Genomic DNA, 14623 nt, shown 5'->3' on the forward strand with positions numbered 1-14623 from the left:
GGTTCGCGGGGCCAGGGCGGGTGTGCCCGGTCAGTCGCCGACGTGGCGGTGGCCGGGATCGCGCGCGGTCCGCGGCCGGATCCCGGGCTGGGTGCTGGCCGGGTCGAGTGTGTTGAGGACCAAGTCGTCCCAGTCGGTGCCGGCGAGCCAGCCCTTGCCCATCAGGTGCGCGGTCCAGTGCAGGTAGGCCGGCCAGGTCCGGATCCGCTCCACCGCGATCCGGTAGCCCTGACCGGGCTCGCAGCTGTCGTGGGTAACCCGCCAGTGGGTGCGGGTGTCGGGCGCGGCGAGCAATTCGTCCAGCAGGAACTGCCCTTCGTCCGGCGGCGGCGCCGGCACGGCGGTGTCCGGTCGGCACCACACGGCGCCGTCGCCGTCGGCGATCAGCTGCAGGCACACGTCGCACACGGCCAGCAGATCCGGCTGGATCTCCGGTTCCTGCCCGGTCACGGCTGGGGCTGCAGCAGGTGGTCGAAGTTGTGGACGACGTCGACGGCCTGGCCGTGCTCAAGCGCCGCGGCGAACATCGCGTCGAACTCATCGTCAGGCGCCCCGGTGGCCGGCGCCGCACTGAGGTCCTCCAGCCGCGCGAGCGCCTCGGCCTCGCGGCGGGCGGCCGGTTCGTCGGTGAGGCGTTCGATCGCGCGGCGGCCGGCGCGGTCCTCGCCACGGTCGACGATCAGCCAGCTGCCGTCGGTGCCCGGCTCGACCACGTACCTCGGCGTCGTCTGCGTCATCCCGCCCCCCCTTCGGCCGCGCCGTCCGGCACCACCGATCCTGTTCTACACCGGCACGCCCCGCCGACCGCAGGGCGGACACGCCGAGTGCGTCCGGCAACGACGCCGGGCAGGAACCAGATCGCCGGGCCGTTCGATCACCATCACGCTTCGACGCAGCAGGATATGCAACAGCGATGTCGCCGCGGATCTTTACACCCGCGTCGTCGAGGAGACAGACACAGGCCCTGGGTCGTTTCAGGAAAAGCCAAAAGCAGCCAGCCAGTCGTCACAGCAGTCCGGCGTTGTGCAGTTGCAGGACCACCAGAGATCGACCGCCGGTGCGACGAGCGGCGCCACCCAGACTGGCACTCCCAGGGAACGGGAGAGATGTCGGACACGACATCATCCCTTTTCTTGTTTTCACGGCTGCGCCGTTCGAACCGCCCGTCCCGGTCGAACGGCAAGCTGGACCTTCGTGAGCAGCATGGCGCGCCGCCCGGATGGTGGGCCCAAGCGGAGTGACCGTGCCGGTACTCGGCCTCGGTCGGCCGCGATGTGCCGGGCGGCCGGGAGTTCGGCGATGCTCCGGTCGCAGCCGGGCGTCGGCGGACCCGGTCAGCCGGTGACGACGACGATCGCCTCGGACACGAGCGGGCCGAGGAAGCCGGCGGCGAGAGCGGCGACGACGATCGAGCCCGGTGGTGTCACGGGAGTTCCCGCAGCGCGGCGACCGGGCACGAGGTGACGGCCGCCCGCGCTGCGGCGAGTTGCTCCGGCGGGATGTCGGTGCCTTCGAAGTGGTGGACGAGTTCGGCGTCGTCGTCGAGTTCGAAGATCGCGGGCGCCTGTTCGGTGCACAGGCCGTGGCCTTCGCAGCGGTTGTGATCGGCGAAGATCTTCACCGGGTGTCCCCTTTCAGGCCGGGATGAGTTCGATCGGGAGCCGCCCGAGGCGGTGGATGATGTTGTTGCGGGCCCACTCCGGCGGGCCGGCCGGCTCTATCCGGTCGACGCGGGCCACCAGTGCGCGCAGCATCGACTGGGTTTCCAGGCGGGCGAGGCCTTGCCCGGCGCAGCCGTGCGTGCCGTGGCCGAAGCCCAGCTGGCGGGCGGCGTCCCGGCGGATGTCGAACGTGTCCGGGTCGTCCCACGCCAGCGCGTCGCGGTTGGCGGAGGCGTAGAGGACCAGGACCCGGGAGCCCGCGGGCAGCGCGGTGCCGGCCACCTCGGTGTCGCGCGCGACCTTGCGGCTGAACGCGCGCAGCGGGGATTCGAACCGGACGACCTCGTTGACCGCGTTGGGGATCAGGCCCGGGTCCTCCTTGAGGAGCTGCCACTGGGCGGGGTGGGTGGCGAACAGGTGCAGGGCGCTCGCGATCGCGCTGAGGGTGGTGTCCAGGGACGGCGCCAGGTAGTCGATCATCAGCGCCGGGCACTCGGCGTGAGCGAGTTCGCCCGCGTCGGCCGCGCGCAGCAGGTCGTCACCCATGCTGCCGGGCAGGACCTTCCGCTGCTTCGCGACGGTGTGCGCGAAGCGCATCATGCCCAGGCCGGCGGGGACCGCCTGCACCGCCTGGCCGTTCAAGGGCCCCAGGACGTCGAAGGTGGCCGCGCCCCACCGCAGCAGGTGCTCCCGCCCCTCCGCCGGCCACCCGACGAGGTCGGGGACCACCGCGGCGGGCAGTGCGCCCGCGACTTCGACGCCGTCGACGGTGCGCCGGGCGAGTGCGGCCTCGACGATCTCGGCCGCCTGGCGTTCCACCACCTCCCGCATCGCGCGCAGCGCCCGGGGGGTCAGCCGGTGCGCGACCAGGGCCCGGCGGCGGGCGTGGTCTTCGCCGTCGCTGTTGAGGGTCGTGCCCCGGGAGAGCCGGTTGGCGATGAGGTTGAGCGCCACGCCAGAGCCGGAGACGAAGGTCTTGTCGTCCAGCAGCACGGCCTTGCATTCGGCGTAGCGGGGCAGCGCGTGGACCTTCTGCTCGGGCAGCCACACGACCGGACCGAGTTCGCGCAGGTTCGCGTAGTGCGGGTAGGGGTCCAGGATCGCCTGCGGCGAATAGATGTCCGGCCGGTAGACCGGCACGTCGTGGCGTCGGGGCATCGTTGCTCCTTGTCAGAAATACCGGCACCGGGAGAGGCGGCGACCGGCGCTCAGCACCGTCCCGTCCGGACGGACGACGGCCGTGCCGGTACGCAGCCAGCGGTGCAGCTCACCGGAACGCCGCGTGCTGACGAGGACCGCGCCGGACTCCCGGATGGCGGCTCGCTCGGTCTCCGACGGCGTGATCGTGGTGACGACGGCGAAACGGCCGCCGGCGACGTCGTCGAAGCGGGTTCCGTCGTCGAGGAGGGCGTTGGGGCACAGCCGTCCCGCCAAGGACCGCCCGAAGCGGGGCCGCACGACCAGGTCCGAGCGGTGCAGTCCCGGCGTCGCGCTGTCGAGGACGCGCCCGCTCAGGCGCGGCGCCACCACCCGGCGGATCAGGTCGCCGAACCGCCCGCCTTCGGTCATGGCCTTGCCGACCAGCACGGCCCGCCGGATCATGGCCCGCGCGTGCGGCTTGCGTTCCGCCTCATAGCTGTCGAGTGCGCTGACGGACAGGGTCCCGTCGAGGACACCGGCGAGTTTCCAGGCGAGGTTGACGGCGTCGCGCAACCCGGCGCCCATGCCCTGCCCGATGAACGGCGGGGTGAGGTGGGCGGCGTCGCCGAGCAGGAACACACGGCGGTCACGCCACCGGTCCGCGACCCGTGCACGGAAGGTGTACTCGGCGACGCGGACGATCTCCAGCTCCGCGGCCGGAACGTCCCTGGTCCACGGCGCGATCAGCGGGAACAGCCGGTCCGGGCGGTGGAAGTCGTCGGCGGTCTCCCCCGGCAGCAGCCGGAATTCCCAGCGGTAGCGGGTCTTCCCGATGCGCATGTAGGTCGCGGCGCGGGCCGGGTCGCAGACCTGGTGCACGCCTTCCCAGTGGCCGAGGTCGGCGGTGGTGGCGATGTCGACCACGAGCCAGCGCTGGTCGAACTTCAGGTCCGCCGTCGTCGCGCCGATCGCCGTCCGGGTGAGGCTGTTGGCGCCGTCGCAGCCCAGGACGTAGTCCGCGTGGATCGTCTCGCGCGCACCGGTGCCGCGGTCGGTCACGTCGACCCGCACGCCGGTCCCGTCCTGCCGGACACCGGTGACCTCGGTGTTGCCGCGCAGGGTGACCGCGCCGATCGTCGCCAGGTGGGCGCGGAGCAGGTGCTCCAGGTCGGGTTGGTCGAACATGTTCGCCTCCGGGTAGCCGTGGCGGCCGCCGCCCGGCGAACGGCGGAACTCCGCCAGCACGCGCAGGTCCGGATCGAGCAGCCGCAGTCCGTGGCAGGGCCGGGAGATGGCGGCGAACTCCCCGGCCAGCCCGAGCCGGCCGAGGATGCGGTGCACCTCGTCGTCCAGGTGCACCGCGCGCGGCTGCGGGTAGACCGACTCCCACCGCTCCAGCACCAGGCATCCGACGCCGTACCGGCCGAGCAGCGCCGCGGCGGTCAGCCCGGTCGGGCCCGCCCCGACGATGACGACGGGCACCCTCACGGCGACACCCCGAGGGCCACCAGGTAGCCGGCGACGAGCACTGCGCAGACCAGCGCCGGCACGACGTCGCGGCCCCGGTCGTGGTTGCGCACGTGCGTGATGACGGCTCCGCCGAGCAGGAGGAGCAGGCCGGCGCCGGCCAGGGCGCCGAGCACCGGCACGGTCAAGCCGAGCAGGAGACCGGCGGCGCCGGCGATCTCCAGCGCGCCGATGCCGCGGTAGGCCATGACGGAGAATCCGGCCTGCGTGGCGCGTTCCCGCATGGGCGCGAGCGCGAACACCTTGGCCGCGCCGAAAACGAGGAAGATGACCGCCGCCAGGACGGACAGTGTGCTCAACATGAGTTTCCTTGGCAGGTCAGCCGGGTGGGCACGGTGTAGCGGGCGAGAGTCGCGGCCACCTTCGGTTCGTCCACTTCGGACGGAATGGTGACGGCGGCGACCACGGTGCCGTCCTCGATCACCGCGTCGACGGTCACGCCGTCGAACGCCGCCAGTGCCTCGGTGATCGCGCGGCGGGTGGCGTCGGCGCGCAGGGCGAGCTTGTAGGGCTTGCCGACGTCGGTCACGGGCAGCGCGTCGAGCACCGTGACCGCCTTCGGCGCGGCGGCGCGCTCGGGTACTCGCTCGGCGGCCCACGCGAGCAGGCCGGCCTCGGTCGCCGTGGTTCCGGGAGCAAGGGTGACATACGCGACGGGGACCTCTCCGGAATGCTCGTCCGGACGGCCGACCGCCCCGGCCGCGGTCACTTGCGGGTGGGCCAGCAAGGCGTCCTCGATCATGGCCGGGTCGATGTTGTGCCCGCCGCGGATGATGAGGTCCTTGGCCCGGCCGGCCAGGTGCACGAATCCGCCGGCGTCCAGCCGGGCCAGGTCACCGGTGTTCAGCCAGCCGTCGTGGAGTTTGCCGAGGCCGTCCAGGACGTAGCCGTTCTCGTCGTGTCCGACGACGTAGCCGGGGAACACCGTGGGGCCGCTGATGGCCAGCACCCCGGTCTCGCCGCTGGGCAGTTCCTCCCCGGTTTCCGGGTGGACGACCTTCATCCGCTGGTACGGCAGGCGCTGCCCGACGGTGCCGGGGCGCGGGACGTCGGGGAAGCTGCGCGCGCTGGCGCAGGTGGCTTCGGTCAGCCCGTAGCCTTCGACCAGGGTGACGCCGGTGTGGGCCTGGAACCCCTCCCGCACGGCGGCGGGTAGCGGCGACGCGCCGACCATGGCGAACCGCAGGCTCGAGATGTCGGCGTCGACCGGGCACTGCGCGAGCACCGCGTACACGGTCGGCACCGCGCTCATCGCGGCGACCCGGTGGTGCTCGACGATCTGCCAGAACTGCCCGTACAGCGCGGGTTCGCGGTAGCCGAGCGGGCCCGCCCACACCGCGTGCTGGCCCTTGAACAGCGGCGCGAGCAGCGTGACCACCAGCGCGTTGACGTGGAACAGCGGCAGCGCGGCGAACACGACCGAGCCGACGTCGAGCAGCGAGTTGGCCGCGATCATCCACGCGTCGGCGACCTCGTTGGCGTGCGTGTGCGCGGCCAGCTTCGGTGCCCCGGTGGTGCCGCCGGTGTGGAACAACGCGGCCAGGTCCGATGCCACCGGGGGTGCACCGGCGAACCCGGAAGCGTCCATTGTGGAGGACAGCTCGGCGAGGTAGCCGACACGCACCCCCTCGATGGCGGGCAACGCGGCCGGTTCGCCGCCGGTCGGGCGCAGCACGAGGACGACGTCCAGCTCGGCGGCCAGCGTCCGGGCGGTGTCCCAGACTTCCGGCGCGAGGTCCGGCCCGGCGGTGATCAGCACGCGCGCGCCGGACAGGCGAAGGAGTTCGCCGAGGTGGCCGCGGGACAGGCCGCCGTTCAGCGGGGCCGCGACCCCGGCGAGCTGCGCGGCCAGGGTCGCCGGAACCAGGTCGGCGCAGTTCGGCGACATCAACGCCACCGCGTCGCCCCGCCGGACCCCGAGCTCGCGCAGCAGGTTCGCGTAGCGGTGGACATCGGCGAGCAGCTCGGCGAAGGTGCGCCGGACCGGCTCGCGCCACCGCGCGGCCCCGGGCAGCACGGTGGTCGCCGGGTGCTCCGGCCACCATCCGGCAGCCCGCCGCAGCAGGGCGTACGTCGACTCCGGCAGGCCCCGGTCGGCGAGCGGGACGGCTTCGATCGCGGCCAGGTCGGCGGGCTCGGCGTAACGCGGCCAGAGCGAAGCGCCGCTCATCGCCGGTACCGCACGATCGTGCGCTGGGTGCCCAGGTCGAGCGCGCCGTCGTCGGTGGCGACGGACGCCTCGACCACGTCTCCGTCGGCGAGGTACTTCGGGTTTTTCGCCTGGCCCTTGAAGAACAGCTTCCACTTCAGGGCCGGGGGCAGCAGCGCGGCGATCTTTTCCACGGCTTTCGGCGGTGCGGACAACGCGGTGCCGACCGGGGTCCCGGTCAGCACCAGATCGCCGGGATCCAGCCGCTGGAACCGGGCCAAGGCCCGCAGGGCCTCGAGCGGGCGGTAGATCATGTCCTCCCCGACGACCGCGTTCTGGCGGACCACGCCGTTGACCGACAGCCGCAATCGCAGGTCGGCGAACCGCTTCAGCTCGCCGGCCGCCAAGAGCACGAGGGCAGGCCCGGCCGGGGTGAACGTCGGGTACGACTTGGCCTCGTAGAACTGGGTCTGCGGCAGCTGGATGTCCCGGGCGGAGACGTCGTTGGTCACGACCAGGCCCGCCACGTATCCGTCCGCGGCGGTGATCTCGCTGCCGACCGGGATCTCCCGGCCGATGACGAGCCCGATCTCCACTTCGTAGTCGAGCAGGTTCACGTGGGCCGGCTTGACGACGTCGTCGAACGGGCCGCTGATCGAGCCGGACGCCTTGCGGAAGAACGTCAACGGCACGGTCTTCGGGTCCATCCCGGCATCGGTGACGTGCGAGGTGAAGTTGGTCATCTGGGCGACCACGCGGCAGGGCGCGGTGACCGGGGAGACCAGGTCGAGCGAGGCCACCGGCACGGTGTCCGCAGCCGCGGCCGTGATCGCCGGGCGGTCGGCGAGCAGTTCGGCGGTGGTCTTCGCGGCCGTCGGGATCTTCGCCGCACCGGACGGCGTGGCGAGGTACCAGGCGTCGGCGGTGCGCAGGACGGTGAGGCTCATGCGCACACCTCGCCGGCGCTCGGTGCCGCCTGAGCCGGAAGCGCGGTGTTGAATGATTCACTCGCAAGCTCGTTCATGAGCGGGCCACCTTCAGCAGGCCCAGCAAGCGCCGGGCGCCGAATTCGTTGTCTTCGCGGAGTGCGGAGAACACCGCGCGCAGTTCGCGCAGGGATTCCTTGCCGGGTTTGACGCCGAGGAAGTCGGCGGTGGCGGGCGGCCCCCACTGGGCCAGCCCGGAGGCGGTCATGGGGGCCCAGCCGGGCTCGAGGGTGTTGTCGAACAGGTCGCCGTCGCTGAAGTGCTCGACCATGAACCCGTCCGGGTCACGCCAGTAGTCGAAGAGCTGGCTGCCCTCGACGTGCCTGCCGATGCCCCACGAATGGTGATAGCCGTGCTCGCGCAGGTACTCGCCGCCCGCGGCCAGCGCGTCGAGGTCGGCGACCTGGTAGGCCGAGTGCACGTAGCGGTCGGCCGGGCCGAGCACCATGGCCAGCGTGTGGTGGTCGGCCGGGGTGGCACCCCGGTCGCACCGGATGAAGCTCATCACCGGCCCGCGCTCGCGCTGCCCCGGGTAGTACAGGAAGTCGCTGACGATCAGGCCCAGGTGTTCCAGGTACCAGTCCAGGGCCTCGCGGTAGCGGGTCGTCTGCAGCACCACGTGCCCGAGCCGCTGCGCCGGCGCCGGCGCCCGGGGCGGGCGTTGCGTGGCGTTGACCCGCCGGACTTCGTGCCCGAAGTTGAACAGGTGCGGCTCCCGCGGCGGCAGCGCGGGCAGCTCGTGGGTGTCCGAGACGACCCGGACCCGCAGGCCGCTCGGGTCGGGCAGGTCCACGACGACGCCGCCCAGCGTCTCCGGCAGCCTGGCGACCGGCCGGCCGGTGGCTTCGGCCAGCCGCAGGACATCGCCCGGGGTCGCGGCCAGGAACGCCGGTCCGAGGAACTTCGACCGGGCGCCCTTGCGGATGAGCACGCACGGCGCGCCGGCGTCGGTGCCCCGCAGGTGCAGCTCGCGGCCGGTGCTGAGCACGGTGGTGAACCCGAAGGCCCGGGCGAACACCTCCGCGCGCCGCAGATCCGGCTTCTCGAACTCCAGCCACGCCAGGTCGTGCACCTTGATCACCGGGTTCGCCGCCCGGCCGGGGTGCTCACCCGCGAGTGCGCCGCGCTCGCTGTGCAGCCCGCTGTGCGGATCTCCCACGGCGGCTCCCTCCATCCACGATGATGACGACATCGTCAGTTACGAACATGTCATCAGTCAAGAGTTTCTGACGATTTCCTCACCAGTGACGCCATGGGCTACGATGCGGCGACGACCGGCGAAGAGGGGAGCGCAGATGCCGGAGCACGCTCCGAGCCGCCTGGAACGGCGCAAGGCGCGCACCCGCGCGGCCCTGGTCCGGGCGGCCCAGGTACTCATCGCCGAGGGCAGGACGGCGGTGCCGATCCTGGAGATCACCCAGGCCGCGGACGTCGGAATGGGGTCGTTCTACAACCACTTCGAAACGAAGGAGCAGCTCTACCAGGCGGCGATCGAGGACGCCCTCGACGTCCACGGCACCCTGCTGGACGAGCTGACCACCGACCTCGACGACCCGGCACAGGTCTTCGCGCAGAGCTTCCGGCTGACCGGGCGCCTGCACCGGATGCACCCCGAACTCAGCAAGGTCCTCCTGCACCACGGTCTCGAACTCGCCACCGCGAAGACCGGACTGGCTCCCCGCGCCCGCCGCGACATCGAGGCCGCCGTACGAGCCGGCCGCTTCACCGTCCAGGACACCGAACTCGCCATGGTCACGGTGGCCGGGACCGCACTCGGCCTCGGCCACCTGCTGCACTGCCGGCCCGAGCGCGACGACGCCGCGACGACCGACCAGGTGACCGAGGACTTGCTGCGGATGCTCGGCCTCAGCGCCGCCGAAGCCCACGAGATCTGCAGCCGGCCGCTACCCGACCTCGTCACCACCGCGACCGGGCCGGACACCGCCGCCTGAAACACAGCGTCCCGCCGGGTGAATGTGCTGATCCGCCAACGAAAAACGGCACCGCTTCAAGCCGGACCAGGCCACGCCGCCCGGTCCGGCTCGGCACACATATAGCGTTACCCCCTACCCGTATGTATGATCCGATTTCGAGCTGCCTCGCCGATTCCGGTCCGCTAGGCTGCTTAGTAGGTCGACGTGGCCGACGGGAGGCGCGGTGCTGGGTGCGCTCGTGGTGCTCGCCGGAGTCCTCGTGCTCGCCGCGGCGGTCTACGGCGTCGCGCGGCTGGTGCGGCTGACGTCGACGGCCCGGGACGTTCCGCCGTACCTCTCGGGCGGCTCCCCGGCCGAACACGCGGTCTCCCGCTACCACGTCCGGTGGTACACCGTCACCATGGTCTTCCTGGCCTTCGACATGGAGATGGTGTTCATGTACCCGTGGACGCTCGTCGTCGCGGAGGTCGGGACCCCGGCCGTGGTCGAGATGTTCGCCTTCCTGGCCGTGCTGTTCGCCGGCGTCTGGTACGCGTGGCGAGAAGGCGCCTTCCGATGGACCTGACGGCCTGGCTGCTCGGCCGGACGCCCGTCCGGCCGCTGGTCGCCACCGCGGTCGGCGGGACCGGTGTCCGCCTGGCCGTCGAGCGGGAGATGCGCCTGCGCGGCTGGCGGCCCGCGCTGAACCCCGCGGAGGCGAACCTCCTGGTGGCCGCGGGGCCGGACGACCCGGCGACGGCACCGTTCGTCGACGCGGTGTGGCGGCTGGTCCCCGTGCCGCGCGTGCGGCTCCAGCTCGCGGACGCCGCCGACGTCGCGGCCGCCCTTTCCGAGGCCGAGCGGCGGCTGCGCTCGCCGGCCCACCACAACCTGCCCCCGGCGAGCAGCGAGCACGAAGGGCATGCGCCGCACCATGAGCACGTCGCACCGGACCATTCCGGACACGGCGAGCACGATCACCACCACGGCCACGACATGAGCGGCATGGCGATGCCCGGCGGCATTCCGATGGCCGACCGGACCGAAGACCGCGACGGCCTGAAACTCGACCGCCTGACCGTCCCGCTCGGCCCGATACTCCCGGCTTGGCCGGCCGGCCTGCTCGTCCGCACTTTGCTGCAGGGCGACGTCGTGCAGGAGGCGACCGTCGAAACCGTCCTGACCCCGCGGCCCGCGACGCGCGCGTTCTGGGACAACGAGGCCCGGCTCCCCGCACGCCGGCTCGACAGCTGCGTGCGGCTGCTGACCGTCGCGGGCTGGGAGCACGCCGCCGTCGTCGCCGCGCGGCTGCGGGACGACCTGCTCGCCGGGCAGGACCCGGGCCCGCGGTTCACGCGCTGGGCGAACCGGGTCCGCCGCTCGCGGGTCCTGCGCTGGTCGCTGACCGGCATCGGCGCCCAGGCCGGCTCCGGTGACGCGTGGGACCGGCTGATCCGCTGGATCGACGAGGCCGCGAGCCCGGCCGTCGAGGACCCCGCCGAGATCCTCGACGCCCTGCCGGCACTGCTGGCCGGCACCGAGCTCGCGACGGCCCGGCTGGTCGTGGCGAGCTTCGATCCCGACCTCGAACGCCTGCGGGTCTCCCATGGTTGACGTACTCCCGTGGTGGGGCGGTCTGCTGCTGCCCGTGGTGCTCGCGGTCCTGGCGACGGCGACCGCCTCGGGGGACGCGGTCCTGCGGGCACGCGCGAGCGGCGGTCCCATCCGGCCGGCGGTGACACTGCCCCTGCGCCAGGCCGGTGGGCTGCTCGTCCAGCAACGCCGCCGCACGATCGCGGCCGACGTCCTGCTCGGGCGCGGCGGGGCACTCGCGCTGCTGCCGGCCGCGGTGCTCGCCTCGCTCGTGACGCCGCTCGGCCGGTGGGCGGTGGCGGACCTGTCGATCGGGATCGTCTGGTTCAACGCGATGGAGGCCGTGGCCTGGGCCGCCGTCTGGCTGGTCGGCTGGGGCGCGAACTCGGCGTACGGCCTGGTGGGGGGCTACCGCTTCATCGCGCAGGGCTTGGCCTACGAGCTGCCGCACATGTTCGCACTGATCACGGCCGCGCTCGGTGCCGGTTCGCTGCGGGTGGCCGACGTCGTGGCCGCGCAGGACTCGCTGTGGTTCGTGGTGTGGATGCCCGTCGCCTTCGTCGTCCACCTGCTTTCGGTGCTCGCGATGGCGTTCTGGGGTCCGTTCGGCCACCCGGTCGGCGCCGACACGGCGGGCGGCGCGGCCGCCGAGCTGTCCGGTGCCGACCGGCTCGTCTTCCAGGGCGCCCGGTGGCTGCTGCTGACGTCGGGCGCGGCGTTCGCGGTGCCGCTGTTCCTCGGCGGCGGTTCCGGGCCGCTGCTGCCCGCGTGGCTGTGGTCGGTGGTGAAGACCCTGGCCGTGCTCGCGGTGCTGGTGTGGGCCAAGAGCCGGCTCCCGACGCTGCGGATGGAGCGTTACCAGGAGATCGCCTGGGTCGTGCTCATCCCGCTGACGCTGGTGCAGGCCCTCGTCGTCGCCGTCATCGTGCTCGCCCGTTAGGAGGATCAGTCGCATGTGGACGCAAGTGGCCTTCTGGGTGTGCGCGGCCGGTGCGGTGGCGACCGGCATCGCGGTGTTCCGGGTCGACTCGATGGCGCGCGCGACCTTTGCGCTGCTCGCTTCGTTCGTCTTCGCCGCGGGTACCGTTCTCCTGCTGAACCTCGCCTACCTGGGCGTGCTCGTGATCCTGATGATGATCATGGAGATGGTCGTCATGGTCGTCTTCATGATCATGTACATGATGAACCCGGCCGGCCTGATGCCGATGACCATGGTGCACAACCAGAAGGGCTCCTTGGCGATCGCGGGCGGGGTGTTCGCCGCGCTCGCCGCCGGGATCTTCCTCGTGCACTGGCCGACGTCGAACGCGCCGCGCCCGGCCGATCCGACGCGGGCGCTGGGTGAAGCCCTGATGGGCTCGAAAATGCTGGTGATGATGGTGCTCGGGCTATGCCTGTTCGCCACGATCGTCGCCACCGTCGTGCTGGCCACGCACCGCGGCCGCTACGACCGCTACGGCGACCGGCTCCGCGAGAAGCGGCCCACGGACCCGATCCGGGGAGGGCTGGACCGGTGACCCTGCAGGCGTTTCTGCTCCTGGCCGCGGCGCTGTTCAGCGTCGGGCTCTACGGCGCGCTCTCCCAGCAGTCCATCGTGATGATCATGATGGGCCTGGAGCTGATGGCCAACGCGGTGATCGTCGCCGGGGCCGCGTTCTGGTACTTCGCCTCGCCGACGCGGCCGGACGGCCAGGTCGTCGTGCTGGTCGCGGTGACGCTGATGGCGGTCGACATGGCGATCGGGTTCGCGGTGGTCACGGCGATCTTCCGGCGCCGTGACGTCGACCTGACCGACTCCGCCGCGGACCTCAAGGGCTGAGCCGATGACCCTCTGGCTGCTGATCGCCCTCCCCGTCGTCGCCGGTGCCGGGCTGCTGCTCGCCGGTCGCGCCGCCGACCGCGTCGCACCGGTGGCCGGGGTCGGAACGGCCGTCGGCACGCTCGCCCTGGCGGTCGCCGCCGCGGTCGTCCGGCCCGAGGTGTCGGCTCCGCTGCTGGCCCGGCTGCCGGTCGCGCTCGCCGTGGACGGGCTGTCCGCGGTCATGGTCGTCACGGTCGCGGTGGTCCTGGTGGCGGTGCTGGTCTTCGCCGCCGGGGAGTTCGGGGCGGCGGAGTCACGGGCCCGGTTCCACGGCCTGATGCTCGTCTTCGCGGGGGCCATGCTGGTCACCGTCACCGCCCGGGACCTCGTGGTGCTGCTGATGGCCTGGGAGGTCATGGGCGCCTGCTCGTACGCCCTCATCGGGTTCTGGTGGCGCGAGGACCACCGCGTCGGCTCGGGCGCGATCGCGTTCCTCACCACGCGTTCGGCCGACCTCGGCCTGTACCTCGCGGCCGGGGCCGCGCTCGCGGGCGGCGTCGCGGGGCTGAGCCTGGCCGGGTTGCCGTCGGCGGCCGGTGGCTGGCGGGACGCCGTGGCGGCCGGGATCGTGCTGGCCGCGCTCGGGAAGTCCGCGCAGCTGCCGTTCAGCTTCTGGCTCTCCCGCGCGATGGACGGCCCGAGCCCGGTCTCGGCGCTGCTGCACTCGGCGACCATGGTCGCGGCGGGGGCGTACCTGCTGATCCGCGTCGAGCCGCTGCTGGCCGCGACCGGGTGGGCCGCGGACACCGTGGCCTGGGCCGGGGTGCTGACCGCGCTGGTGCTCGGCGCGGTCGCCGTGGTGCAGCGGGACCTCAAGCAGGTGCTGGCCGCGTCGACGTGTTCGCAGCTCGGGTTCATGGTGCTGGCCGCGGGCGTCGGCGGCGGGACCGCCGGGACGGGCCAGCTCGTGGCCCACGCGGCGACCAAGAGCCTGCTGTTCCTCGGCGCCGGAGCGTGGCTGGTCGCCCTCGGCACCAAGGATCTCGACCGGCTTCGCGGTGCCGCGCGCCGGTATCCGCTGCTCGGCGTGCTGTTCACGATCGGGGCGCTCACCCTGGCCGGGGTGCCGCCGCTGTCGATCTGGGTGACCAAGGACGCCGTGCTCGCCGCGGCACTGGCCGGCTCCCCCGCGCTGTACGTGGCCGGGCTGGCGGCCGCGCTGGTCAGCGGCGCGTACGTCGGCCGGGTGCTGGCGATCCTGTGGCAGCCCGCCGAGGTGGCCGAGCGACGGCTGAGCCCGCTGCTGCTCGGGCCGCTGCCGGTGCTCGCCGCGGCGGCCGCGCTGCTCGGGATCGGCGGCCTGCCGGACTTCGCGCACCGGTTCGCCGGGCTCGTCGGCGCCCCGGAAGTCACGCCCGGCTGGGCCGAGCTGCTCGGGTCCGGACTGCTCGCGATCGCCGGTGTCGCCGGGGCCGCGCTCTGGGTCCGACGACGAGCGCTGCCGGAGGCGGGAGTTCTCGCCGGCTGGCTGCGGCTGGAGCGGATCGCCCACGTGGCGGTGGCGACGCCGGCGATGCGGCTCGCCCGAGGGCTGGCCCGGTTCGACGACCAGGTCGTGGACGGCGGCGTGCGCGCGGCCGCCGCGACCGGAGCGGCGCTCGGGAAGCTGGCCGACGTCCGCGTGGAGGTGTCGATCGACGCCCTCGTCCGCGGGGTGTCCCGGGGAGCTCGCGCGCTCGGGCGGCTGGCGCCGCGGCCGCAGACCGGGCAGCTGCACCACTACTACGCCCAGGCCGCGGTCGCGCTGGGCGTCCTGGCCGTGTTGTTGATCATCCTGTGAGGAACGAGAGGTA

Annotated in this window: 16 protein-coding genes; 7 read left to right on the forward strand and 9 right to left on the reverse strand. The window is 72.8% G+C overall.

Annotated elements, in window-relative coordinates; all coding sequences use genetic code 11:
* Nucleotides 1-30 precede the first annotated feature (30 nt).
* The 9 genes from ACWED2_RS01655 to ACWED2_RS01695 all read right to left on the reverse strand — a co-directional run bounded on the left by ACWED2_RS01655 (nucleotide 31) and on the right by ACWED2_RS01695 (nucleotide 8622).
* Nucleotides 31-450, reverse strand: a complete 420-nt coding sequence (locus ACWED2_RS01655) for a hypothetical protein (RefSeq protein WP_449688483.1) — start codon at nucleotides 448-450, stop codon at nucleotides 31-33.
* Nucleotides 447-737, reverse strand: coding sequence for a hypothetical protein (locus ACWED2_RS01660; protein ID WP_449688484.1), 291 nt, complete (start codon nucleotides 735-737; stop codon nucleotides 447-449). Before ACWED2_RS01660 ends, ACWED2_RS01655 begins: the two co-directional genes overlap by 4 nt.
* Nucleotides 738-1423: 686 nt before the next feature.
* Complete coding sequence (locus ACWED2_RS01665) at nucleotides 1424-1621, reverse strand: ferredoxin (RefSeq protein ID WP_449688485.1); 198 nt, start codon at nucleotides 1619-1621, stop codon at nucleotides 1424-1426.
* Nucleotides 1622-1634: 13 nt separating this feature from the next.
* Nucleotides 1635-2819 (reverse strand): cytochrome P450, encoded by a 1185-nt coding sequence (locus tag ACWED2_RS01670; protein ID WP_449688486.1) that lies wholly within the window; start codon nucleotides 2817-2819, stop codon nucleotides 1635-1637.
* 12 nt (nucleotides 2820-2831) lie between these two features.
* Complete coding sequence (gene mhpA / locus ACWED2_RS01675) at nucleotides 2832-4283, reverse strand: bifunctional 3-(3-hydroxy-phenyl)propionate/3-hydroxycinnamic acid hydroxylase MhpA (RefSeq protein ID WP_449688640.1); 1452 nt, start codon at nucleotides 4281-4283, stop codon at nucleotides 2832-2834.
* Nucleotides 4284-4285: 2 nt separating this feature from the next.
* Nucleotides 4286-4630: a DoxX family protein gene (locus tag ACWED2_RS01680; RefSeq protein ID WP_449688487.1), complete on the reverse strand. Its 345-nt coding sequence runs from the start codon at nucleotides 4628-4630 to the stop codon at nucleotides 4286-4288.
* Nucleotides 4624-6498, reverse strand: a complete 1875-nt coding sequence (locus ACWED2_RS01685) for an acyl-CoA synthetase (protein WP_449688488.1) — start codon at nucleotides 6496-6498, stop codon at nucleotides 4624-4626. Before ACWED2_RS01685 ends, ACWED2_RS01680 begins: the two co-directional genes overlap by 7 nt.
* Nucleotides 6495-7424 carry a fumarylacetoacetate hydrolase family protein gene (locus ACWED2_RS01690; RefSeq protein ID WP_449688489.1) on the reverse strand — a complete coding sequence of 310 codons (930 nt, stop codon included), beginning with the start codon at nucleotides 7422-7424 and terminating at the stop codon, nucleotides 6495-6497. The genes ACWED2_RS01685 and ACWED2_RS01690 overlap by 4 nt, the downstream gene beginning before the upstream one ends.
* A 73-nt stretch (nucleotides 7425-7497) precedes the next feature.
* Entirely contained in the window at nucleotides 7498-8622 is a 1125-nt protein-coding gene (locus ACWED2_RS01695; protein ID WP_449688490.1) for a VOC family protein, read from the reverse strand.
* Between the two features lie 136 nt (nucleotides 8623-8758).
* On the opposite strand from ACWED2_RS01695, the gene ACWED2_RS01700 reads away from it, so the two are divergent.
* The 7 genes from ACWED2_RS01700 (at nucleotide 8759) to ACWED2_RS01730 (ending at nucleotide 14610) form a co-directional block, all read left to right on the forward strand.
* Nucleotides 8759-9415 (forward strand): TetR/AcrR family transcriptional regulator, encoded by a 657-nt coding sequence (locus ACWED2_RS01700; protein WP_449688491.1) that lies wholly within the window; start codon nucleotides 8759-8761, stop codon nucleotides 9413-9415.
* Between the two features lie 205 nt (nucleotides 9416-9620).
* Nucleotides 9621-9962 (forward strand): NADH-quinone oxidoreductase subunit A, encoded by a 342-nt coding sequence (locus tag ACWED2_RS01705; protein ID WP_449688492.1) that lies wholly within the window; start codon nucleotides 9621-9623, stop codon nucleotides 9960-9962.
* Nucleotides 9953-10990: a hypothetical protein gene (locus ACWED2_RS01710; protein WP_449688493.1), complete on the forward strand. Its 1038-nt coding sequence runs from the start codon at nucleotides 9953-9955 to the stop codon at nucleotides 10988-10990. The genes ACWED2_RS01705 and ACWED2_RS01710 overlap by 10 nt, the downstream gene beginning before the upstream one ends.
* A complete protein-coding gene (locus ACWED2_RS01715; RefSeq protein WP_449688494.1) occupies nucleotides 10983-11909 on the forward strand; it encodes a complex I subunit 1 family protein in 927 nt (308 codons plus the stop codon). The genes ACWED2_RS01710 and ACWED2_RS01715 overlap by 8 nt, the downstream gene beginning before the upstream one ends.
* A 13-nt stretch (nucleotides 11910-11922) precedes the next feature.
* Nucleotides 11923-12486, forward strand: a complete 564-nt coding sequence (locus ACWED2_RS01720) for an NADH-quinone oxidoreductase subunit J (protein ID WP_449688495.1) — start codon at nucleotides 11923-11925, stop codon at nucleotides 12484-12486.
* Nucleotides 12483-12788, forward strand: a complete 306-nt coding sequence (nuoK, locus tag ACWED2_RS01725; RefSeq protein WP_160695714.1) for an NADH-quinone oxidoreductase subunit NuoK — start codon at nucleotides 12483-12485, stop codon at nucleotides 12786-12788. Before ACWED2_RS01720 ends, nuoK begins: the two co-directional genes overlap by 4 nt.
* A 4-nt stretch (nucleotides 12789-12792) precedes the next feature.
* Nucleotides 12793-14610, forward strand: coding sequence for an NADH-quinone oxidoreductase subunit 5 family protein (locus ACWED2_RS01730; RefSeq protein WP_449688496.1), 1818 nt, complete (start codon nucleotides 12793-12795; stop codon nucleotides 14608-14610).
* Nucleotides 14611-14623 lie beyond the last annotated feature (13 nt).

Source organism: Amycolatopsis sp. NPDC005003 (assembly GCF_053600695.1).

Bases quoted from the DNA above. Each gene is read 5' to 3' on its own strand.
- ACWED2_RS01660 (WP_449688484.1), bottom strand. From the start codon at position 737: ATGACGCAGACGACGCCGAGGTACGTGGTCGAGCCGGGCACCGACGGC.
- ACWED2_RS01670 (WP_449688486.1), bottom strand. From the start codon at position 2,819: ATGCCCCGACGCCACGACGTGCCGGTCTACCGGCCGGACATCTATTCG.
- ACWED2_RS01680 (WP_449688487.1), bottom strand. From the start codon at position 4,630: ATGTTGAGCACACTGTCCGTCCTGGCGGCGGTCATCTTCCTCGTTTTC.
- ACWED2_RS01685 (WP_449688488.1), bottom strand. From the start codon at position 6,498: ATGAGCGGCGCTTCGCTCTGGCCGCGTTACGCCGAGCCCGCCGACCTG.
- ACWED2_RS01690 (WP_449688489.1), bottom strand. From the start codon at position 7,424: ATGAGCCTCACCGTCCTGCGCACCGCCGACGCCTGGTACCTCGCCACG.
- ACWED2_RS01700 (WP_449688491.1), top strand. From the start codon at position 8,759: ATGCCGGAGCACGCTCCGAGCCGCCTGGAACGGCGCAAGGCGCGCACC.
- ACWED2_RS01710 (WP_449688493.1), top strand. From the start codon at position 9,953: ATGGACCTGACGGCCTGGCTGCTCGGCCGGACGCCCGTCCGGCCGCTG.
- ACWED2_RS01715 (WP_449688494.1), top strand. From the start codon at position 10,983: ATGGTTGACGTACTCCCGTGGTGGGGCGGTCTGCTGCTGCCCGTGGTG.
- ACWED2_RS01720 (WP_449688495.1), top strand. From the start codon at position 11,923: ATGTGGACGCAAGTGGCCTTCTGGGTGTGCGCGGCCGGTGCGGTGGCG.
- ACWED2_RS01730 (WP_449688496.1), top strand. From the start codon at position 12,793: ATGACCCTCTGGCTGCTGATCGCCCTCCCCGTCGTCGCCGGTGCCGGG.